The sequence below is a fragment of the Streptomyces sp. NPDC089919 genome, from assembly GCF_040684615.1.
GTDB lineage: Bacteria > Actinomycetota > Actinomycetes > Streptomycetales > Streptomycetaceae > Streptomyces.
The window spans coordinates 1-20523 of the sequence record NZ_JBFBGK010000129.1 but is presented as its reverse complement, the minus strand read 5'-3'; the positions used below and the strand labels follow the sequence as shown (position 1 = coordinate 20523).

At 75.0% G+C, this 20523-nt stretch carries 20 protein-coding genes; 9 read left to right on the top strand and 11 right to left on the bottom strand.

Annotation, left to right across the window (positions count from 1 at the left end):
• Window positions 1-577: 577 nt before the first annotated feature.
• Complete coding sequence (locus AB0O40_RS33585) at window positions 578-1039, top strand: DinB family protein (RefSeq protein ID WP_365049304.1); 462 nt, start codon at window positions 578-580, stop codon at window positions 1037-1039.
• Window positions 1040-1083: 44 nt separating this feature from the next.
• On the opposite strand, the gene AB0O40_RS33580 is transcribed toward AB0O40_RS33585, so the two are convergent.
• Together AB0O40_RS33580 and AB0O40_RS33575 are read right to left on the bottom strand one after the other, a co-directional pair.
• Window positions 1084-2025 carry an NAD-dependent epimerase/dehydratase family protein gene (locus AB0O40_RS33580; RefSeq protein WP_365049301.1) on the bottom strand — a complete coding sequence of 314 codons (942 nt, stop codon included), beginning with the start codon at window positions 2023-2025 and terminating at the stop codon, window positions 1084-1086.
• Window positions 2026-2137: 112 nt separating this feature from the next.
• Window positions 2138-2755: a TetR/AcrR family transcriptional regulator gene (locus tag AB0O40_RS33575; RefSeq protein ID WP_365049300.1), complete on the bottom strand. Its 618-nt coding sequence runs from the start codon at window positions 2753-2755 to the stop codon at window positions 2138-2140.
• Between the two features lie 126 nt (window positions 2756-2881).
• Here AB0O40_RS33575 and AB0O40_RS33570 point away from each other — a divergent pair, with 126 nt between their 5' ends.
• Both AB0O40_RS33570 and AB0O40_RS33565 read left to right on the top strand, forming a co-directional pair.
• The gene (locus AB0O40_RS33570) at window positions 2882-3742 is read left to right on the top strand and encodes an SDR family NAD(P)-dependent oxidoreductase (RefSeq protein ID WP_365049299.1); all 861 of its coding nucleotides are present in this window, start codon (window positions 2882-2884) and stop codon (window positions 3740-3742) included.
• A gap of 127 nt (window positions 3743-3869) precedes the next feature.
• Entirely contained in the window at window positions 3870-5132 is a 1263-nt protein-coding gene (locus tag AB0O40_RS33565) for a pyroglutamyl peptidase (protein WP_365049298.1), read from the top strand.
• Between the two features lie 16 nt (window positions 5133-5148).
• Here AB0O40_RS33565 and AB0O40_RS33560 read toward each other — a convergent pair whose 3' ends face one another.
• The gene (locus tag AB0O40_RS33560; protein WP_365049297.1) at window positions 5149-5589 is read right to left on the bottom strand and encodes a universal stress protein; all 441 of its coding nucleotides are present in this window, start codon (window positions 5587-5589) and stop codon (window positions 5149-5151) included.
• 49 nt (window positions 5590-5638) lie between these two features.
• Complete coding sequence (locus AB0O40_RS33555; RefSeq protein WP_365049303.1) at window positions 5639-6895, bottom strand: SLC13 family permease; 1257 nt, start codon at window positions 6893-6895, stop codon at window positions 5639-5641.
• Window positions 6896-7115: 220 nt separating this feature from the next.
• Here AB0O40_RS33555 and AB0O40_RS33550 point away from each other — a divergent pair, with 220 nt between their 5' ends.
• Window positions 7116-9959, top strand: coding sequence for a hypothetical protein (locus tag AB0O40_RS33550; RefSeq protein WP_365049296.1), 2844 nt, complete (start codon window positions 7116-7118; stop codon window positions 9957-9959).
• A 19-nt stretch (window positions 9960-9978) separates the two neighbouring features.
• Here AB0O40_RS33550 and thpR read toward each other — a convergent pair whose 3' ends face one another.
• A complete protein-coding gene (thpR, locus tag AB0O40_RS33545) occupies window positions 9979-10563 on the bottom strand; it encodes an RNA 2',3'-cyclic phosphodiesterase (protein ID WP_365049302.1) in 585 nt (194 codons plus the stop codon).
• Window positions 10564-10783: 220 nt separating this feature from the next.
• Window positions 10784-11212, bottom strand: coding sequence for a MarR family transcriptional regulator (locus AB0O40_RS33540; protein WP_365049295.1), 429 nt, complete (start codon window positions 11210-11212; stop codon window positions 10784-10786).
• A 136-nt stretch (window positions 11213-11348) separates the two neighbouring features.
• Here AB0O40_RS33540 and AB0O40_RS33535 point away from each other — a divergent pair, with 136 nt between their 5' ends.
• Entirely contained in the window at window positions 11349-12248 is a 900-nt protein-coding gene (locus AB0O40_RS33535; protein WP_365049294.1) for an MBL fold metallo-hydrolase, read from the top strand.
• Between the two features lie 52 nt (window positions 12249-12300).
• Here the strand turns inward: AB0O40_RS33535 and AB0O40_RS33530 are convergent, their stop codons facing one another.
• From AB0O40_RS33530 to AB0O40_RS33515, 4 genes are all read right to left on the bottom strand, one after another.
• Complete coding sequence (locus AB0O40_RS33530) at window positions 12301-13167, bottom strand: oxidoreductase (RefSeq protein ID WP_365049293.1); 867 nt, start codon at window positions 13165-13167, stop codon at window positions 12301-12303.
• Between the two features lie 177 nt (window positions 13168-13344).
• On the bottom strand, window positions 13345-13818 hold the full coding sequence (locus AB0O40_RS33525; protein WP_365049292.1) for a hemerythrin domain-containing protein: 474 nt from the start codon (window positions 13816-13818) through the stop codon (window positions 13345-13347).
• A 62-nt stretch (window positions 13819-13880) separates the two neighbouring features.
• Window positions 13881-15065: a GDSL-type esterase/lipase family protein gene (locus tag AB0O40_RS33520; protein WP_365049291.1), complete on the bottom strand. Its 1185-nt coding sequence runs from the start codon at window positions 15063-15065 to the stop codon at window positions 13881-13883.
• 111 nt (window positions 15066-15176) lie between these two features.
• Window positions 15177-15749 (bottom strand): WHG domain-containing protein, encoded by a 573-nt coding sequence (locus tag AB0O40_RS33515; protein WP_365049290.1) that lies wholly within the window; start codon window positions 15747-15749, stop codon window positions 15177-15179.
• Window positions 15750-16086: 337 nt separating this feature from the next.
• On the opposite strand from AB0O40_RS33515, the gene AB0O40_RS33510 reads away from it, so the two are divergent.
• Window positions 16087-16536 (top strand): SRPBCC domain-containing protein, encoded by a 450-nt coding sequence (locus tag AB0O40_RS33510; protein ID WP_365049289.1) that lies wholly within the window; start codon window positions 16087-16089, stop codon window positions 16534-16536.
• Window positions 16537-16770: 234 nt separating this feature from the next.
• The gene (locus AB0O40_RS33505) at window positions 16771-18378 is read left to right on the top strand and encodes a S8 family serine peptidase (RefSeq protein WP_365049288.1); all 1608 of its coding nucleotides are present in this window, start codon (window positions 16771-16773) and stop codon (window positions 18376-18378) included.
• 88 nt (window positions 18379-18466) lie between these two features.
• Here AB0O40_RS33505 and AB0O40_RS33500 read toward each other — a convergent pair whose 3' ends face one another.
• Window positions 18467-19150 (bottom strand): hypothetical protein, encoded by a 684-nt coding sequence (locus AB0O40_RS33500; protein WP_365049287.1) that lies wholly within the window; start codon window positions 19148-19150, stop codon window positions 18467-18469.
• A 156-nt stretch (window positions 19151-19306) separates the two neighbouring features.
• On the opposite strand from AB0O40_RS33500, the gene AB0O40_RS33495 reads away from it, so the two are divergent.
• Entirely contained in the window at window positions 19307-19840 is a 534-nt protein-coding gene (locus tag AB0O40_RS33495; RefSeq protein ID WP_365049286.1) for a hypothetical protein, read from the top strand.
• A gap of 91 nt (window positions 19841-19931) precedes the next feature.
• Complete coding sequence (locus AB0O40_RS33490) at window positions 19932-20354, top strand: MmpS family transport accessory protein (protein WP_365049285.1); 423 nt, start codon at window positions 19932-19934, stop codon at window positions 20352-20354.
• Window positions 20355-20523: the final 169 nt, after the last annotated feature.

Here is a 20523-nt window from a genome sequence, read left to right as displayed (position 1 = left end):
AGGCGGTCCTCCTTGGGTCCCAGCCCGCCACCGGGACCGGCGGCGACGGCCGCGGGTGCCATCAGGACCAGCGCGGTGAGGGATGCGGCCACGGCCCGTGCGGCCGGCAGCGGCGGGGCCGCGGCCCGTGAACGGGCCCGGAACGAACGGATGGCACGCAAGGGAACCCCCAGGGTCGGTGGTCGGGGCGGCTCGCGGCGTCCCGCAGCCGGGTGGCCGCGGTGCCGGGGGCCTGCTCGACACGGCGATGTGATCTGCTGCACAACTCTTTGACGGTCGGTCAAAGAGGTACGGGGATCTGCTCGACGACCACTCGAAACCGTGTCGATCACCGGTGGGAGGGCACCGGAGACCTGAGGGCAGGGGCGCGTCAGGGGAGGGGAGGGGCGGCCGGCTGCGGCCGGCCCGGCGGCGGAACGACTGGTTTCGCTCGGGTGGGATGCTCCATGATCGGTGGATGACGACTACGCCAGGGAGCCCCGCCAGTCCGGTCCGCCCCGTCCGACGGGCGGCACTGGTCGCCGGCGCCGTCAGCGAGGACCGGTTCGCCGGACCCGCCACCGGCGCCGAACGTCCCATGCTGACCGCGATGCTGCAGGCCCAGCGGGCCACCTTCGAGCTGAAGTGCGCAGGCCTGGAAGAGGAGTTGGGGCGGCGGTCGGTGGAGCCCTCCACGCTCTCCCTGCTGGGGCTGCTGCGCCACCTCACCGACATGGAGCGGGTCTGGTTCCGTCAGGTACTGGCCGCGCAGGAGGCGGCGCTGCGGTACTCCTCGCCCGCCGAGCCGGACGGGGACTTCGACGGGGCCGTGGCCGAACCGGGCGCGGTCGCGGAGGCCTGGCGGGCCTGGCGCGAGGAGGTCGGCTTCGCGGAACGCCTCACGGCGGAAGCCCCTGACCTGGACGTCGAGGGCGAGGACTCCTGGCGCGGCCGGGTGTCGCTGCGCTGGGTGCTGATCCACATGATCGAGGAGTACGCCCGCCACAACGGCCACGCCGATCTGCTGCGTGAGCGCATCGACGGGGCCGTCGGCATGTGAACCCGGGTGCCCCCGGGCCGGGGGACCGGCCCGGGGCTGCGTGCTCAGGCCTGGCCGGACAGGCGCTCGCGCCACCAGGCGATCGTGGCGGCGGCCTGGGCGTCGAGGGGCGTCGGGTGGGCCTCGTACGCCTTCTCGTAGGCGGTCGAGTCCATGACGAAGGGGCGGTCGAACTGGTAGCGAACTTCCTTGAGTTCGCGCAGCAGCGGGGAGAACAGCGAGGCCGCGGCCAGCACCGCCGGTGACAGCCGGCGCACCGGCACGGCGGGCGTGCCCGCCGCGGTGGCCAGCCGGTCCACCATCTCCCGGACCGACTGCGGCGGCGCCGTCGGCGCGTGCCAGGCGCGGCCCCACCGCCGCTCGTCGGCGGCCACCTCGGTCAAGGTGCGCGCCACGTCGGGGAGATAGCTCCAGCTGTGCGGGGCGTCCGGGTCGCCGAGGGTGTCGACCGGCTTGCCGCGCAGCAGGCGCGGCACGACCCGGGCGGCCAGGTGCCCGCCGTCCGTCACCCCGGGGCCGAAGAAGTCGGAGGCCCGGACCTCGACCGCCCTGATGCGGCCCGCCTCGTGGAGCCTCCTCGCCTCCTCCCAACCCGCGGCCCGCACCCGGCCCTTGGTACCGGTGGCGGCGAGTGGCAGGTCCTCGGTCAGCGGGCCGTCGACCGGCCCGTAGCCGTAGAGGTTGCCCAGCATCACCAGGACCGCCCCGGTGGTCTCGGCCGCACCGCACAACGACGCGGTCAGCGGCGGCCATTGGGCGGCCCAGCGGTGGTACGGGGGTGCGGCGCAGCCGTAGAGGGCGCTCGCCCCCTCGGCGGCCCCGGCGAGGCGGCGGGCGTCCGTGGCGTCCACCGCGACGTGCTCGATCCCCGGCTCCGGCGGCCGGCCCGACCTGGTGACGACCCGGACCGCGTGGCCCGCTCCGGCCAGCAGCCGCGCGGTGGCCGCACCGGCGGCCCCGAACCCTATGACGACATGAAGACTCACCCGCGCACCCTAACGCGATCTTCCCCCGAGCCGTTGGCCGACCAGGCCCGCACCGCCGCCCCGATGCCACCCGCCGCCCCCCACTCGGCGCTGCATCCGCTCTGATCCGCCGTCAGCCGGGCCCTAGCCCGCGCAGGGCGCTGTCCACCAGGGCGTCGGTGTAGGCGGGGGTGAGGGGGCCGGTGCGCAGCAGCCAGCGGTTCAGCAGGGGGCCCCAGACGAGGTCGATGACGAGGTCGAGGTCGACGTCCTCGGCGAGCTGGCCGGCCTGCCGGGCGGCGCGCAGCCGGCGGCGCTTGAGCTCCCGCACCGGTTCGTCCAGCCGCTCGGCGTACTGGGCGGCCAGCTGCGGGTCGGTGGCCACCTCGACGGTCAGGGCGCGCATCGGCTCGGCGATCCGCGGGTCGGCGAACTCCGAGGCCGTGGCGCGCAGCACCGTCTTGAGGTCGGCCGCCAGGTCGCCCGTGTCGGGGAGTCCGGCGGGCTCGCCCCCGGCCGTGCCGTCCCCCTCGCTGAGCATCAGGAAGGCGTCGAAGAGCACTGCGCCCTTGCCGGGCCACCAGCGGTAGATCGTCTGCTTGCCGACGCCGGCCCGGGCCGCGATGGCCTCGATGCTGAGCTTGGTGTACCCGAGCTCGCCGGCCAGGTCGAAGGCGGCGGTGAGGATGGCGCGGCGGGAGGCCTGGCTGCGGCGGGCGGCGTCGGGGGCCTTCGGTGGGGGCGTGGTCATGGCCGCCACGGTAGCAATCAAAGAGACGAGACGATCCGTCTTGTGTAGCCCGCAGGCGCGTGGCATCCTTCTCGACATGAAAACGAGACGGATCGTCTCGTCTCGCACGAGGGGAAGGATTCCACCATGACCGCCACCGCCGCACAGCCCCGCACCTGGTTCATCACCGGCGCCAGCCGCGGCCTCGGCCGGGCCTTCGCGGAGGCCGCGCTCGCCGCCGGGGACCGGGTCGCCGCGGTCGCCCGCACCACCGACGCGCTCCAGGCCCTGGCCGACGCCCACCCGGGCCGGGTGCTGCCGGTCACCGCCGACATCACGGACCGGGCCGCCGCCTTCGCCGCGGTGGACGCGGCCGTCGCCCGCTTCGGACGGCTCGACGTCGTCGTCAACAACGCCGGCATCCTGTCGGCGGGCATGGTCGAGGAGTTCACCGAGGCCGAGGCCCGCGCCCAGATGGAGGTCAACTTCTTCGGTGCGCTCTGGGTCAGCCAGGCCGCCATACCCGTCCTCCGTGCGCAGGGAGGGGGTCACATCGTCCAGGTCTCCAGCATCGCCGCGCTGGGCGGCTTCCCCAGTACCGGCCTCTACAGCGCCAGCAAGTTCGCCCTCGAAGGCATGAGCGAGGCGCTGGCCATGGAGGGCGTCGGCTTCGGGGTCAAGGTGAGCATCGTGCAGCCGGGCGGCTACTGGACCGACCTCTACACGGCCATGCGCTCCAGCACGCCCCTCGAGGCGTACGCCCCGCTGCGCGCGGAGCTGGAGAAGCAGTGGGCGGAGGGCTCCGTGGACAGCGAACCGAGGCTGGCCGCCGAGGCGTTGGTCACGCTCGTCGACGCCGAAGAGCCGCCGCTGCGGCTGCTGCTCGGCAGCATGGTCTACGACCTGGCCTTCGACATCGCCAAGCAGCGGATGGCGACCTGGTCCGCCTGGGAGGGCGTCAGCCGCGCGGCCGAGCGGGCCGTGCCCGCCCCGGCCACCGCCTCGTGACGGGAAGCCCGGCCGCGGGCCGAGCCGTCGGCCCGCAGCCGGTTCGCACCACAGGCCCGGCCCGGCCTCGGCCTTGGCCGGAACGATCTCCTGACAGGCCCCGACGGTCTATGTAATGTCACATGGCATGACGATTCCCCGGCGCTCGGCACTGGCCGCCACCCTCCTCGGCACCGCCGCCGCCCTCCTCCCTGCCCCGTCCGCCCAGGCCCATGCCCGGGTCGACCACCCGGACGGGACGGCCGCGCCCGACCCCGAACAGGCCCGGCTGGCCGACGCCCGGACCACCGCCCTCACCCGACGGGCCGCTCTCGACACCTTCACGGCCCGCTTCCCCGCCGCACTGGCCGGCACCCGCACCCCGGCCGAGGCGGAGGACCTGGTCCGCGCCTGGGGCGAAGCACTCTTCCGGTCCGCCGTGGACCGGGCCCAGGGGCAACGCCCCGGCGGCGACCTGCCGGCCGCCGACGACCGGCCGCTGTACTGGACCCGGCTGGCCATGACCGTCCAACTGGACTCCTGGCGCCCCGGGTTCGCCGTGGACCGGGCCGCGCTGCGGGCCCGCTTCGAGGACTGCTCCCGGGGCCTGACCGGCAACGCCTTCACCGGCCGGCCCGGCCTGCGCCGCATCTTCGTCAGCGGCTTCGACCCCTTCGGCCTCGACCAGGAGATACGCCGCGCCAACCCGTCCGGCTCCGCCGCCCTCCAGCTCAACGGCCGCCGCATCACCCTCGCCGACGGCACCCGCGCCGAACTCCGCTCCGTCGTCCTGCCGGTCCGGTACGGGGACTTCGACCGCGGCATCGTGGAGCGCGCCTTCGGCCCCCGGATGGCCGCGGGCCCGCTGGCCGCCCACGCCGTCACCAGCATCAGCCAGGGCTACCCCGGCCTGTTCACCCTGGAGGAGTGGGCGGCCCGGGCCCGCTCCGCCGACCCCTACCCCGACAACACCGGCGCCCTCTCGGGCGGTACGTACGACCACCCGGTACCGCCGGCCGGCGTCGGACCGGGGGCGGAGTTCATCCGCACGACCCTGCCGGCCGACGCGGTCACCGCCGCCGTCCAGGAGCCCTACCCGGTGCGGCTGAACCCCACCGTCACCGAGATCCCGGCCGGCCAGGACGCACCGGTGGACCGGGAGGACGGCCCCACCCCCGGCTCCCGCGCGGTGGCCGGCGGAGGCGGCGGCTACCTCTCCAACGAGGTCGCCTACCGGTCCAACCGGCTGCGCCTGGAGCTGGCCCCGCGGCTGCCCGGCGGCCACCTGCACACGCCCGTGCTCACCGGGCTGCCCGCCGATCCGGCCCTGCTGACCGGGCCGGAGTTCGAGGCGAACGAACGGGCCATCACCGACGAGGTGCTGGCCGTCCTCACCCACTACGCCCTCTGACCCGAGCCTCCCCGGCTCAGGGCCACACCAGCAGGACCGGGCAGGGCGCGTGGTCGAGCACGAAGCGGCCGGCCGGGCCCAGGCTGCGGGGTCCGGGACGGGCGCGGTCGCCGTCCCGGGCCACGACCAGCAGGCCGGCGCCGGCCGCGGCCGCCACCACCTCCTGCTCCACCCGGCCCCGGCGCTCCGTACGCGTACAGGGCCGGTCGAGCCGGTCGGCCGCGGCGGCCAGCAGCCGGGCACCGGCCGCCTCGGCCAGGTGCTCCACCGCGGTGCCGGGGTCCCGGTCCGGGCGGGCCCGGCCCAGCAGGCCCGCGTACGCCCCGTGTGCGGCGCCCGGCACCTCGGGGCCGGACACGTGCAGCAGCACGATCGGGGCGTCCTCGGGCGCGTGGGCGCGGGCGGCGTCCACGCAGGCGGGCCAGGTGCCCTCCTCGATCCAGACGATGACGGTCACGGTCCCGGCCTCCGATCGCGCGGTCGCGGGGCCGGGTCCCGTCCTGCCGTCAGACCCCGACCACCCGCAGCGAGGTCCACAGTGCCACCACCGCGAGCGCCAGCGCAGCGGGCACGGCCAGCAGCCCCAGCCGGGTGAACTCGCCCAGCCGCACGTCGGTGTCGTGGTCGCGCACGATGCGCCGCCACAGCAGGGTGGCCAGCGAGCCCGCGTAGGTGAGGTTGGGGCCGATGTTCACCCCGAGCAGGACCGCCAGCACCGCACCCGGCCCGGCCGGCGCGGTCAGCGGCAGCAGTACCAGGACCGCCGGCAGGTTGTTGATGACGTTGGCCAGGACGGCGGCCAGCGCGGCCACGGCCAGCAGCGCCACCAGGCCGGTCCCCTCGGGCACCAGGGTGCCCAGCGCGTCGGCCAGGCCGTTGTCCACCACCGCCCGGACCACGACGCCCAGGCCCAGCACGAACGCGCAGAACGGCAGCGCCGCGGCCCGCACCAGGGCGGTCGGGGTGGTGCGCCGCCGCACCAGAGCGCGTACCGCCAGCACGCCCGCGCCCGCCGCGGCCGCCCAGGCGGGGTCGATCCCGACCGCGGACGCCGCCACGAAACCGGCCAGCGTCCCGGCGACGGTCACCAGCGCGAACAGCGGCAGCTCCCGGTCCGCGGGCTCCGGCGGGGCCTTCGCCCCGGCGTCCAGGTCCGCGGCGAAGAACCGCCGGATCACCACGTACTCCGCGCCGATCGCCACCAGCCACGGCAGCGCCATCAGGGCCGCGAACCGGGTGAAGCTCAGCCCGCTGGCGGCGAAGGCGAGCAGATTGGTCAGGTTGGAGACCGGCAGCAGCAGCGAGGCCGTGTTCGACAGGTGCGTGCAGGCGTAGACGTGCGGCTTGGGACGGGCGCCGAGCCGGGCCGCGGTCGCGAAGACCACCGGGGTGAGCAGCACCACCGTCGCGTCCAGGCTGAGCGCCGCGGTGATCAGCGAGGCGGACACGAAGACCTGCACCAGCAGCCGCCGGGGCCGGCCGGCCGCGGTCCGGGCCATCCAGCCGCCGCAGGCGTGGAAGAGCCCTTCGTCGTCGCAGAGCTGGGCGAGCACCAGCACGGCGGCGAGGAAGCCGATCACCGGCCCCAGCCGGGCGGCCTCGGCCGCCGCGTGGTCCAGCGGGATCGCCCCGGTGGCGATGACCAGGCCGGCGGCCGGGACCGCCACCACGGCCTCCGGCCAGCCCCAGGGCCGGATCACCGCACAGGCGAGGACCGCGACGAGCAGTCCGACGGAAAGGGCTTCTGCGAGCGGGGCGTTCAGGGTCGGACCCTTTCTGGGCGGGACGGTGGTGCGGGAGTGCGGAGGGGCCGGGCCCGCCGGGACCGGCCCGGATCGTGGGTCCCGGGCAGTGCCGGGGATCTTAACGCGGCGCCCCCGGCCACCGGGTACGCCGGGCCCCGTCGGCGGGTTTGGCGGCCGGTGCGCGGGAGTCCTAAGCTCGGCGGCTCCGGGGGCGGGCACGGGGGAGGCGCGGGGCACGATGACGCAGAGCACCACGGAGGCGCCGGCCGCGTCCCACGCGGGCCGGCGGTACGCGGCCGCGGCGGCGGTCTACCACCGCAGTGTCGAGGCCGTCTTGGCCCAACCGGCCGTCGTGGACCGGCTGCAGACCCGCCCCGAGGTCACGGCCGAGGCGGTCCGGGAGGCGATGACGGCCCCGGCCGCCGTGGCCCGGGTGCACCTCCTGGGCCGCGACGCGTTCGACCGGGCCCGCACGGAGCTGGAGCGCCGGACCAGGGCCCGGCAGGGCGCGGCCCGCGCCCGGGCCCAGCTCGGTGCGGACCCGCTGACGCTGGCGGCGCTGCTCTGCGTCGTAGGTACCGTGGCGATGGCCGTCACCTACGCCGGGACCTTCGCGCCGATCAGGCTCCAGCTCGCGGTCGGCCTCGGGACCTCGGTCGTATACCTGTGGGCGTACTCCCGAGAGCGCTCCCGCCGTCAGCTGCGGGCGTTGGCGTCCTATGTCAACCGCCGGGCCGTGGGCTGGCTCTGCCGGGGCCTCGTCAGGAACAGCCTGCTCGATCTGGAGGCGGACCTCGTCGCCCACGGCACGCGCCAGGTGGTCCTGGAGGTCATCGAGGCGCTGCTCGGCGCGGACCCGCACTCGGTGCTCCTGTACGACGACTACCACGGCCTGCGGGCCCGTGGGGACGCCCGCTTCTTCGTCCGCAACGCCTGTGCGGACCAACTGGCCCGCAAGCTCGGCCTGCTCGACGGCGGCACCATCGCGCTCAGCGGTCCCCGCGGAGCGGGCAAGACCACGCTGCTGCACGCCGCCGGCGCCCTGCGCGCGGACCGTCCGCAGGACGCGGACGCCCCCGACCTGGTGAGCACCGTCGCCGTGCCCGCCGCGTACACCCCCTACGACTTCCTGGTGGCCTGCTCGATCCGGGTCTGCGAGGCCTACCTGGCCCGCACCGGCCAACGGGTCCCCGAACTGACCCGCCTGTCACGGCTGGTGCACTGGCGGCGGGGCGCCGCCGACGCCCTGCACCGCGGCACGCGCTGGGCCGTGGCCATGGTCCCGGCCGTCGCGCTCGTCGTCCTGGGCTCCGGCGCGGCCCTGCGCTGGTGGTGGAGCGGCCATCGCGACGGACTCCTGGACCTGGCCGGCGCGGCGGGCCGGGGGGCCGGCGGCGCGGCCGGGTCGCTCTGGCGGGGCGACTCCACGCTCCTGTGCCTGACGACCGTCTTCCTCGGCCTGACGGCGGCGGGGCTGCGGGATCCCGGACGGCTGCGCCGGATGCTCGGCCTGGCACCGGGGACCCGGCCCGGCTGGCAGGCCCTCTGGCTCTCCGGCTGGTTCCTGCTGGCCCTTGCCTGCGCCGACCTGCTGGCGGTCTACCTGCGGAGCCTGGACTCGTTCGCGGAGTTCTGGCGCCAGCTCAACCACGCCGTCCTGGGTTTCGGCCTGGCCACCCTCGTCTGCGCGGCCCTCATGCTGGCCGTCGGCAGGCTGGAACGACCACGGCGGCTGACCGCTGGCGACCGGACGCTGCTCGGGGCGGCGCTGGCGGGGCCGCTCTGGCTCGCGATCATGGCGGCCCTCGACGCCACCAGCCCGATCGTGCACGACCGGGCCAACCCCGCGCGGCTGGCGCTCGCCGCAGCCGGCCTCGCGCTGGTCGGCTGCGCCCGCCACCGCCGGCACCGTCCCGCCGCCCGCCCCACCGAGCTGGCCCGCCGCTGCGAGGACCAGCTCTACCGGCTGCGCACCGTGCAGGGCACCGCGGCCACCCTCAACCTCGCGCCGGTACCGCTGCTCGGCTCCTCGCACGGCTCCACGCTGTCGGCCACCGCGCCCAACTTCCCCCAACTGGTCGCGGAGTTCCGGGAGCTGGTGGAGGACATCGCCGAGGAACTGCGGACCGAGGGCAACGGCTACGTCTTCCTGTGCATCGACGAACTCGACCGGATGGACTCACCGGAGAAGGCCCGCGCCTTCCTCGCCGAGATCAAGGCGATCCTCGGCATCCCCCGGGTCTACTGCCTGGTGTCGGTCGCCGAGGACGTCAGCGCCGGCTTCGTGCGGCGCGGGCTGCCGCACCGGGACGCCACCGACAGCGCCTTCGACGACGTGGTGCACGTCCGGTCGATGACCTTCGAGGAGTCCGTCGCGGTCCTCGCCGAGCGCCTGCCGGGGCTGCCCCGCCCGTACGCCGTCCTCGCTCACGCGCTCTCCGGCGGCATCCCGCGCGACCTCATCCGGTACGCGCTCACCCTGGTCGAACTGCGGCAGGGCACCCCGTACGTCGAACTGCCCGACATCGCGGTGCTGATGCTGGCCGAGGAGCTGGCCGACACCCTCACCGGCTTCCGCACCCTGCTCGCCGGCCATGAGTGGACCGCCGGGAGCGCGTCCGTCCTGATCGCCCACCGGACCCTGACCGAGCGGCTGGCGGCCGCCTGCCCGCACCGGGCGGACGCCCTGATCGGCGCGCTGGCCGCCTTCGTCCGGCCGGGACCGGCGGGTGCGCCCGGTGCGGACCCGGTGCCGGAGTCGGCCCGCTCGCTGGTCGCCGAGGCGCGGGCGTACGCGGCCTTCGGGCTCACCCTGTTCGAGATCTTCACCCCGGCGGACTTCGACCGGCGCAGCGCCCTGGTCGCCGCCGCCGAGCCGGACGGCTCCGCGCAGCGGCTCGCCGACCTCCGCCTGGAGCTGGCCGTCTCGCCGTACAGCGCGCTCGCCCTCGCCGACCGGGTACGGGGGGCCTGGGGCCTGCCGGACCTGCGGGCGGCGACCGGGCCGGTGCCCGCGCCCGCCGGCCCCTGCCCGCTGCCGCCCTGCGCCCCGGCCGTTCCGCCGCCGGTCCCGTCCCCCTGACGCGGTTCCGTACGGCCGTTCAGTGTGCGCCGTCGAAGGGCCAGGAGTCGATGTCGCGGTAGCGGATCGCGCCCGGGCCGCGGCCGATGTTGCTGCCGCACAGGTGCAGGCGGGCGGCCGGCCAGGGGTGTCCGGTGAAGTCCGCCAGGCCCTCGGCCGTGGCGAGGACCCCCGCGATGTCGCCCCGCCGGGCCCGGGCCAGCGTCAGATGGGGGCGCAGCGGCCGGCCCTCGAAGGGGATGCCGGCCTCCCCGACCAGCTCGCGCACCTGCGAGGCGAGCAGGTGCAGGCCTTCCAGGTCACCGCCGATACCGCTCCACAGCACCCGCTCGTCGAAGTGCCCGCCGCCGCGCAGGTCGAGGCGCAGCGCCCGGCCGGCCGCGGCCAGCCCGGCCAGCGGGGCCCGCAGGACCGGCACCGCGGCCGTGGGCAGCTCGCCGAGGAAGGCGAGGGTGATGTGCCAGTCCTCGATCCGGTTCCACCGCATGTCCGGGTACGTCGTATAGGCCGGCCCGAGCGCCCGCGCCAGCTCCTCCTTGGCACTGTCGGGCGGCGCGAGGGCGATGAACACGCGCACGGTCGGGGCCTGGTTCTCTTCGATCACGAGGTACTTCGTATCACCCGCGGAGACGGTCCACCGGGTCAGGGAGGTCAGGAAGAGGGCGCCGCGGTGGTGCGGGGCCACGCGCAGGACCAGGCGGTCGAGGAGGTTGGCGGGCTCGAAGCAGAGGCGACTTCGGCTTCACGGTGCGGGAGGAGCTGCGGCTGCCCGGTGGCGGACCGGCTCTGTGGGGGATGTGGCGCGCCGTGCGCTGAGGTCGCCCTCAGGGGCGGATGACGGCCCGCTCCAACAGACCGTGCAGGACGTCTTGTTCCTGCGTGGAGAGCACGGAGAGGGGGGATTCCACGGCGAGCAGGGCGAGCAGCCGCTCGCGCAGCTCGCCGCCCTCCGGGGTCAGGACGAGGTGCTTGGCCCGCCGGTCCGTGGGGTGCGGGTGGCGCTCGACCAGCCCCTGCTTCTCCAGCTTGTCGATGACGAAGGTGGTGTTGGAGGGCTCGCAGGTCATCCGCTCGGCGAGCTCGCGCATCGTCATCGGCCCGCTCATCTCCCGCAGCGCCGTCGCCTGCGAGGCCGTCAGCCCCAGGGTGGCGGCGCGCGTGCGGACGTGCTCGGCGATCAGCTGGGCCAGGCCGTTCACCAGACCGCACAGCTGTCGCTCGGCGATGGCCTGGCGCTCCGGTGACGTCGTCATGGAGCCATCCTACCTACTCCATCAAGCCGACATATTTACAGCTTGAATCATTTCAACTTGATGCTTATGGTGATCACCGCCGGCCCCGGACAGTGCGGTCGGCGGTGATCTGTCATGACGTCATGAAGGAGTACCCATGGGCGAGTTGGCGACGGAGCAGGCCACGGCGGCGGACCGGGACCGGCTGAGCCGGCCCTCCGGGATCCGGTCGATCCGGCTGGGCGACCTCAAGGTCTCGTACGTGCCGGACGGCGAGGTCCGGCTGCGGCCGCTCGCCCTGCTGCCGGACAGCACCGACGCCACCTGGGCCGCCCACCCGGAGTACCTGGACGTCACCGGCCACCTGGTCGGGAGCGTCGGGGCGCTGCTGGTGGAGCACGGCGAGCGCGCGCTGCTGATCGACGCGGGCTTCGGACCGGGTGCGTACGAGGCCCCCGAGGGGCCGCTCGGCGTGATCCGGGGCGGCGGCCTGCCCGCCGCCCTGGCCGAACTGGGCCGCCGCCCCGCCGACATCGAGGCGGTGGCCTTCACCCACCTGCACCCCGACCACCTCGGCTGGGCCTGCCACACCGCCCCGGAGGCGGCCGGGCCGGTCCTCGGCCACGCCGCGTACCTGCTCTCCGAGCAGGAGTGGGCGGGCCGGGAGCAGCTGGCGGCCGAGGGCATGGCGGAGCAGGTGGCGGCCCTGGCGCCGCGCGTGCGCACGGTCGCGGACGGCGAGGAGGTCTTCCCCGGCGTCCGGGTGCGGATCGCCCCGGGGCACACCGTCGGGCACGCCGAGTACGTCATCACCGGCGGCGGGCGGCGGCTGATCGCCTTCGGCGACGCGATGCACTCCCCGATCCAGGTGGACCACCCCGAGTGGTCCTCGGGCTTCGACCACGACCTGACCGCCACCGCCGGCCACCGCCGCCGCCTGGTCGCCGAGCTCTCGGAGCCCGGCACGATCGGCTTCGGCGTCCACTTCGCCGACGTCGTCTTCGGCGAAGCCCGCCCCGGCCGGACCGCCCCCGCCTGGCACCCGGTGGACGCCTGACCCCCGGATCCGGACCCGCCGACGCCGGGCGGGTCAGCGGGTCCGGGTGGTGTCAGGCGTCGAACTCCATGGCCCGGCCGAGCGGTTCCCACGTGTCGAGTTCGGCGCGGGAGGCCTCGGCGGCGGCGCGGAGGGCGTCGACGGCGTCGTTCCCGAGGACCAGGCGCAGCGGCGGGTGGGCGGCGTCCAGGGCGGCCAGTACCGCCGCCGCGGCCTTGGCCGGGTCGCCGGGCTGGCTGCCGTCGGAGTCCGGCAGCCCACGGCGGACCGCGCCGACCGTGTCCTCGTACGCGGCCAGGACGGTCTCGGTGTGCTGGAGTGCGGCGGCGCCCGCGAACCCCGTCCGGAAGGAGCCCGGTTCGACGATCAGGCAGGTGATGCCGTGCGGGGCCACCTCGGGGGCCAGCGCCTCCGTGAGCCCTTCCAGCGCGAACTTGGTCGCCGAGTACGCGCCGACGCCGGGGAACGACATCCGCCCGCCCATGCTGCTCATCTGCACCAGGGCGCCGGACTTCCGGGCCCGCATGTACGGCAGCACCGCGCGCACCAGCGCGGCCGGTCCGAAGAAGTGCAGGTCCATCAGGTCCCGCAGCTCCGCGTCCGAGGTCTCCTCGACGGCGCCGATCAGCCCCCGGCCCGCGTTGTTCACCAACACGTCGATCCGGCCGAAGCGTTCGGCGACCTCGGCCGCCACCGCCGCGGCCCGGGTGGGGTCGGAGGCGTCCAGGGCCACCGGCACCAGCCGGCCGGGGTGGGCGGCGGCGTACTCCGTGAGCGCCGCCGGCCGGCGCACCGCGGCGACCACGGTGTCGCCGGCCGCGAGCGCGGCGTCGGCCAGGGCACGGCCGAAACCGGAGGACGCGCCGGTGATGAGCCAGATCCGGCTTTCGGGGGCGGCCGGGACGTGGTGCGCGGACATGGGGGTCCTCCTCGGTGGGGGTGCGGGTACGCGCCGCATCCTCGGGCACCCCGCGACCCCTGTCAGGTTTCGCCGTGCACAGCCACACCGCCCGGCGGGTCACGCCTTGCCCCGTGTCGGCTGCTCCCGCCCGCCGGGGACGCCGCTGGGCGGGACGGCGGCGACGCCCCGACACCGTCAGCCGGCCGGACCGAGTTCGCGGTCCGGGTGGCAGGACCGCCAGGCGGCGATGGACCGGTCCCACTCGTCTCCGGTCAGGGCGGTGAGGGAGGCGGGGAAGAGACCGTCCTCCTCCTTGGAGATGTGGTGGTGCAGCTCGTCGACGGCCTTGCGGAACAGGGCCTCGGTCGCCGGGTCGGACAGGTCCATCCGGGCCAGGAAGGCGCCCAGTTCGCGGTGCTCGGCCTCCAGCGCGGCGATGTACCCGGCGTACTCGGGGTCGTCCCTCATCACCGCGAAGAGGCCGTCCTCCTCGCCCTTCCAGTGGGAGGCCAGCTCCCCGGCCATCGCCCCGGCCAGGGCCGTGGCCCGCGCCACGTCGCCCCGGTCCAGGGCGCGGACCGCGTCGCCCGCCGCGTCCGTGACGGTCTCGTGCTCGGCGATGAACTCCTTGATGAGCGGGATCTCCCGGCAACCGCAGTAGTGGCACATACCGCGCATTCTTCATCAACGGCGCGGTCCGGGGAGGCGCGCCGCGCCTCCCCGGACGGTGGTCAGCGCCCGGCCGGGGCGAAGGGGCCCCCGGCGCCGAAGGCGTGGGCGGCGAACCGCTCGCCGATGCGCCGGTGGGCCGCCGGGTCCGGGTGCAGGTCGTCCGGCAGCGGCAGTTCGGCCTGGTCCGCGGGCCCGAACAGGTCGAGACCGTCGAGGTGGTGCAGGTTCGGGTCGCCCTCCGCCCGCTGCGCGACGATCCGGGCCAGCTCCGCCCGGATCACCGTCAGCGTCAGCTTCCCGGCCGGCACCTGGGCCGGATCGCCGGTGGCCAGGTACCGCAGCCGGCCCTCGCGGAAGGAGGCGACGTCCGGGGCGCTGGGTCCGGGCGTGGTCTCGTGGATCGGGCAGTGGATCGGCGACACGACCAGCAGCGGGGTGTCCGGGTGCCCCTCGCGGATGGTGTCGAGGAAGCCGTGCACGGCCGGTCCGAAGGCCCGCAGCCGCATCGCGTCGGTGTTGACGAGGTTGATGCCCAGCTTGAGGCTGATCAGGTCGGCCGGGGTGTCCCGGATGGTGCGGGCGGTGAAGGGGTCGAGCAGCGCACTGCCGCTGAAGCCGAGGTTGACCAGCTCCACGCCTCCGGTCCGCGCGGCCAGCGCCGGCCAGATCGCGGTCGGGGCACCGGCGTTGGACCCGTGGCTGATCGAACTGCCGTGGTGCACCCACCGCTTGGCGTCCCCGGTCGGCTCCGGGACCACCGGGGCGTCCGTGCGCAGCGCCACCAGCAGACAGCTCTCGTCGTGCGGCAGCCACAGCTCCAGGGTCTTGTCGCCCGTCGGCAGACCGGTGAACCGCAGGGTCTCCACGGGTCCTTGGGCGTGCTCGGACGCGCCGGTGGCCAGGTCGACGGTGAGCGTGTCACCCGTGGCGGCGGTGGCCCGCCCGGCCGGGCGCCCGTCGGCGAGCAGTTCGTAGACGCCGTCGGGGCGCGGCGGGAAGCCGGGGTAGACGCGCTTGGTGGCCACCACGTCCAGCTCGACCACGGTGGCGCGGGTACGGAAGACCAGGTGCACGCCGGAGGGCTGCGCCTCGGCCAGGGCGAGCTGCCCGTCGGGGATCTGCCGCCGGGCCCAGGCGGGCAGCCGGTGGGGGAGCAGGCCCCGCCCGGTGTCCTCCAGGTCGAGGGCGCCGTGCAGCAGTGCGGCGGTGAGGGGGGTGGCGGTCAGGCCGGCGTGGGAGGTCATCTCACTGGTCTTTCGGAGGGGCGGTCCGGGCGGGACCGGCAGGTACGAAGGGTCGGGCGCGCGGCCCGGCCGGGACGGGTGGGGCGGGCGCCGGGTGGGGCGGGGGCGCGCTCAGGAGGCGGTCGGCCAGCTCCGCAGCAGGGCGTCGAGGGCGCCGAGGATCTCGGCCCAGCTCTCCGCCGCGGCGGGGGAGCTGTGGGCGAAGCCGCCCGCGGCCTCCAGCTCGATGAAGCCGGCGAAGGTGCTGCCCAGCAGCCGCACCGCGTGGGTCTGCTGCGGCTCCGCCAGGTCGTACCCCCGCAGCACGGCGCGCATCATCTGTGCGTGCCGTACCCCCGCGCTGGCGGCGGCGGTCTGCGCGTCCAGCCGGAAGCGGGTGGCCGCGTACCGGCCGGGGTGGGCGAGGGCGTAGTCGCGGTAGACGTTGCCGAAGGCGGCGACGGCGTCCCGGCCGGCCCGGCCGGCCACCGCGACCGAGACGCGGTCGGCGAGTTCTTCCAGCGCGAGCAGGCAGACCCTGGTCCGCAGGTCGTGGGCGTTCTTGACGTGCGAGTACAGGCTGGCCGTCTGCACGCCGAAGTGCCGGGCCAGCGCCGCCGGGGTGACCGCTTCAAAGCCGGCCTCGTCGGCCAGTTCGGCGGCCGCCCGCACCACGCGCTCCGTGCTCAGTCCGGCCCGTGCCATGCGCGCCTCCTCGATCGCCCGTCAGCTTTCCGTAACTGATTATGAAACTACCTAATGGCATTAGGCAAATCGGCGCGGGCGGTGCGTGCTCGGGCCGCGGGCGGGGGAGGTCGGCCGATCCGGCCGGGGGCTTCGCGGGCGAATCGATCACCTTCGTGCCCGCGCGCCCGGAAGGCCCGCCGCCGCTCGCTCAGCCGTGAGCGAATTCCGGCCAGCCGTGGCGCCCTACGGCTGAAAACCGTGCTTCCATCCGTGCACCGAACCCGGCGTCGGCCCACCCTCCCTCGCGTCCCTTCGGTCTCAGACCCGCCGCACCACCTGCGAAGGAGCACGCCCCGTGCGCGCCATCACCACCGAGACCGTCATCCCGGCCCCCGCCTCCGAGGTGTGGGCGGCCCTCACCGACCTGGACCGCTACCACGAGTGGAACCCCTTCATCCGGGAGGCCTCCGGCACCGTGGCCGTCGGATCCCGGCTGCAGCTCGTGATGTACGCCGAGAACGGCCGCGCCACCACCTTCCGGCCCGCCGTGCTCACCGCCGAGGAGGGCCGGGAACTCCGCTGGCTCGGCCGCTTCCTGGTGCCCGGCCTCTTCGACGGCGAGCACTACTTCCACCTCGAGCCCACGCCGGACGGCGGCACCCGCGTCATCCACGGCGAGGACTTCCGCGGCCTGCTCGTGCCCTTCCTCGGCAAGCTCCTGGAGGGCACCCGGCGCAACTTCGAGGCCATGAACGACGCCCTCGCGGCCCGTGTCGCCGGCCGGGCCGCCGCCAGCCGCCCCTGACCACCCTCCCGCTCCGGCCCCCGCCCCCGGGCCGCCGGAGCACCCGGGCCGCGCCCGGCCGGCCATCCCCTGAACCCGGCCGGCCGGGCGCGACCGGCCTTCGATCCGCCACCCCAACAAGCCCCATCCGCGCCAGAGTTGGTCCGGATCTACGTCATGGTTGGTCTTGCCGGACGGCCGCCCGACCGCGAGTCTTGCGGGGCGGGACCGCAGGGGTCCCCAGGGGGGTTACACATGCACGTACGCACGAACACCGGCGCCGGCACCCGCACCGGGGGCAGCCCGGCGCGCGGTTACCGGCCATGGGCCGCGCTGGCGATCGCGGGACTCACGCTGCTCTCGGCCGGGACGGCCGCCACGGCCGCGCCCGCCGCACCGCCGGAGGGGGCCGTCGTCAACGCCGGTGCGCCCGGCACGGTGCCCGGCAGCTACATCGTCATCCTCAAGGAATCCGCCGCCAAGTCCCTCTCCCCGGCGGGTCGTTCCGTCGTCGAGCGGTACTCGGGCACAATCCGGCGCACCTACGACGCGGCGCTCAACGGCTACGCCGCCGACCTCACCGCGCAGCAGGCCCGGCGGCTGGCCGCCGACCCGGCGGTCGCGCAGGTCGTCCAGGACAGCATCGTCCGCATCGACTCCACCCAGCCCAGCCCGCCGTCCTGGGGCCTGGACCGGATCGACCGGCGGCGCAAGCCCGGCGCTGGCGGCAACTTCGTCTACCCGACCAGCGCGGGCACGGGCGTGACGGCCTACATCATCGACACCGGCATCAGCTTCAGCCACCACGACTTCGGCGGCCGGGCCAAGTCCGGGTACGACGCGGTCGACCCGGGCACCCCGGCGGACGACGAGCAGGGCCACGGCACGCACGTGGCCGGCACCGTCGGCGGCACCAAGTACGGCGTCGCCAAGAAGGCCAAGCTGGTCGCCGTCCGGGTGCTGAACGCCAACGGGCAGGGCACCACCGCCCAGGTGATCGCCGGCATCGACTGGGTCACCAAGCACGCCGTCAAGCCCGCCGTCGCGAACATGAGCCTGGGCGGCGGGGTCAACCCCGCCCTCGACACGGCCGTCCGCAACTCCATCGCCAAGGGCATCCCCTACGCGGTCGCCGCGGGCAACGAGAACCAGGACGCCTCCACCCACTCGCCCGCCCGGGTCGGCACCGCCCTCACGGTCGGCTCCACGCAGAGCGACGACCGGCGCTCCGACTTCTCCAACTACGGCGCCGGCGTGGACCTCTTCGCCCCGGGCTCGGACATCACCTCGGCCGCCTGGTGGGACGACGTCTCCGAGACCACCCTGTCCGGGACGTCCATGGCCACCCCGCACGTGACCGGTGCGGTCGCCCTCTACCTCTCCACCCACCGCACCGCCACCCCCGCGCAGGTCTCCACGGCCATCAAGGGGAACGCCACCACCGGCGGTGTCTGGGACAAGGGCGCCAACTCGCCCAACCGGATGCTCTACACGGGCAGCACCAAGCAGAAGCCGGTCGGTCCGCGCTTCAGCAACACGCACGACTACAACTTCGGCTCCGCCCCGGCCAGTTCCCCGGTCAAGGTGACGGGCGTCAGCGGTAAGGCCCCGAAGGACCTCGAAGTCTCCCTCTCCGTCAAGTTCCCGGCCTACGGCTTCGCGGCGCTCTCGCTGGTCGCCCCGGACGGCACGGCCTACCCGCTCAAGCTCGAGGACACCCGCTGGGACATGGCGGACTACGGCGGCGTCTGGACGCTCAACGGCTCCGCCGAGACCGCCAACGGCACCTGGCGGCTGCGCGCCCAGGAAGACCCCTCGGTGGGCCACACCGGCGTCATCACCAGCTGGACCCTGCGGTTCTGACCGGGACCGTGCACCGCTGATCCCGGACCGACCCACCCTGCGGCCCTGCCCCTCGGCAGGGCCGCAGGCCGTCGCCCGGCGGGCCCGCTCACTCCTCCCGGTCCGCCGGCCCGTCCGGCCCGTCCCAGTCCAGGTCGTAGAACTCCAGCCCGTCGGGGCCCAGTCGGGTGTTCTCGGCGTGCTCGCGCATCCGGGCGGCGTACGCGGGGTGCTCGGCGAGCGAGGTGTACGTGTCGAAGTCCAGGTCGACCACCCCGGCCAGGTCGGCGAGGTAGACGTCCAGCCCCGGATACATCACGGCCACGTACGGCAGGTCGTCGATGTCGGTGACCAGGACGGGGTACTCGCCGGTGGAGTCCGGCTCGCCGAGGTAGAGCAGGCGGCGCGAGTCGCTGCCGCCGACCAGCGGCAGGCAGGGCGCCGGCAGCAGCTGCTCGAAATCGCCGAGCATCCCCACCAGTCCGTCCCCGGAGCCGTACATCCGGGCGGCCGTGCCGCCCAGGCCCCGCGCATCCAACTCCGGCGCGCCCGGGTCCTCGTACCAGCCGATCTCCGCCAGCCAGGAGGCGTCGAAGGCCAGCCAGCGGCGCAGGCTCGGCGGCAGCGGCCGGCCGCCGGGCAGCCGCAGCCGGTCCATCACCCCGGCCGCCAACGGCACCGGTCCGGTGAGGTCGGGGGCGTCGGAGGTGGGCCAACCGGCGGTCCTGACCCGGTCGATCACCCGGTCGACCAGGGCCGCTCCGTGCATGTCCTCGCGCGTGCTCTCGTCCATGCGCCGCAGCCTGCCAGGGGCCACTGACACCGCGCCGTCCGCCGGGCGCCGGCCCGCGGCACGGACGATTTCCGGCTGGCCGGACCGTGACGCCCTGGGCAGCCCGGCGGGCGGGTGCGAATCTGGGCGGCGTCGATGACTCGTCAGGAGGCAGGAATGCGCAACCGCACCCGGCGCACGGCCCGTTGGGCCCTCTCCGTCGCCCTACCCCTCGCGCTGCTGGTGGCCGCACCGCCGGCCCGGGCCGATGCGCGGGGCATGTCCAACGGCTTCGAGAACGGCCAGACCGACCGCTGGGACCGCCAGTGGGGCGGTGACGGCCGGGCCGGCTTCGAGCTCAATACCGGCACCGCCCGCTCGGGCGAGGGCAACGGCTGGCTCTCCGCCACCCGCGGCTGGGCCCGCGAGGGCATCTGGGCCTCCTTCGCGCCGCAGTTCCGGTACTGCACCGCCACGGTGTACGTGAAGCCCCTCCAGGACCTGCAGTTCGAGCTCCGGGTCTGGACCCCGCAGGGGAAGAAGCTCATCAGCACCGCCCCCTGGCTGCTCGCCCGCAACGGCTACTCGATCGTCCAGGTCGACTGGATGGGGGAGGGCGACAACGCCAACTTCGTCGAGGCCGTCATCGGAGCCGACGGGACGGCGCGGACGGTGCGGCTGGACGACATGGCGGTGGTCTGCGCGGACTGACCGCGGCCGGGGCGGCGGGGTGGCACTTGACTTTACCTTGACTTTACGATTGCGTACCCGGAGCTCATCCGTGCCATCTCGAAGGAACACCGTGTTCAGCTCGCGCACCGCCCGTACCGCTCTCGCCGCCGCCGTCGTCCTGCTTGCATCCGCGACGGCCTGCTCCAGCTCCGAGGTCGTCGACAAGGTCGACAAGGCGGTCGACACGACCTACGAGGTGACCTACGAGGTCACGGGCAAGGGCGTCGAGTCCATCGAGTACGCGGCCGGCGGCGGCACCGCCAACGACCCGGAGATGGCGACGGTCAAGGGCGCCGGGGCGACGCTGCCGTGGAAGAAGACGGTCACGCTGCGGGGGATCATGCCGGCGTCGGTGATGCCGGTGGCGACGGAGGCGGGCACCGACACGCTGACCTGCAAGATCACCTACAAGGGCAAGACCCTCGCCACCCAGTCCGGCCCCGCCCTCACCAAGGCCGGCGCCTGCGTGGCCGTCTCCCCGGTGGCGGACTAACCCCGGCCCACGCGGCTTACCAGCCTCGCCGGCGTTTGAGGCGACCGTCGCGGAGCGGCGGTGCGGGTCCGGGGCAGAGCCCCGCTGTCCCCCTTGCCAGCCTCGCCGGCGTTTGAGGCGCGGGGGCTCCGGGGGCGGCCGCCCACCGGTTTCGGGAAGGGGCGGGGTG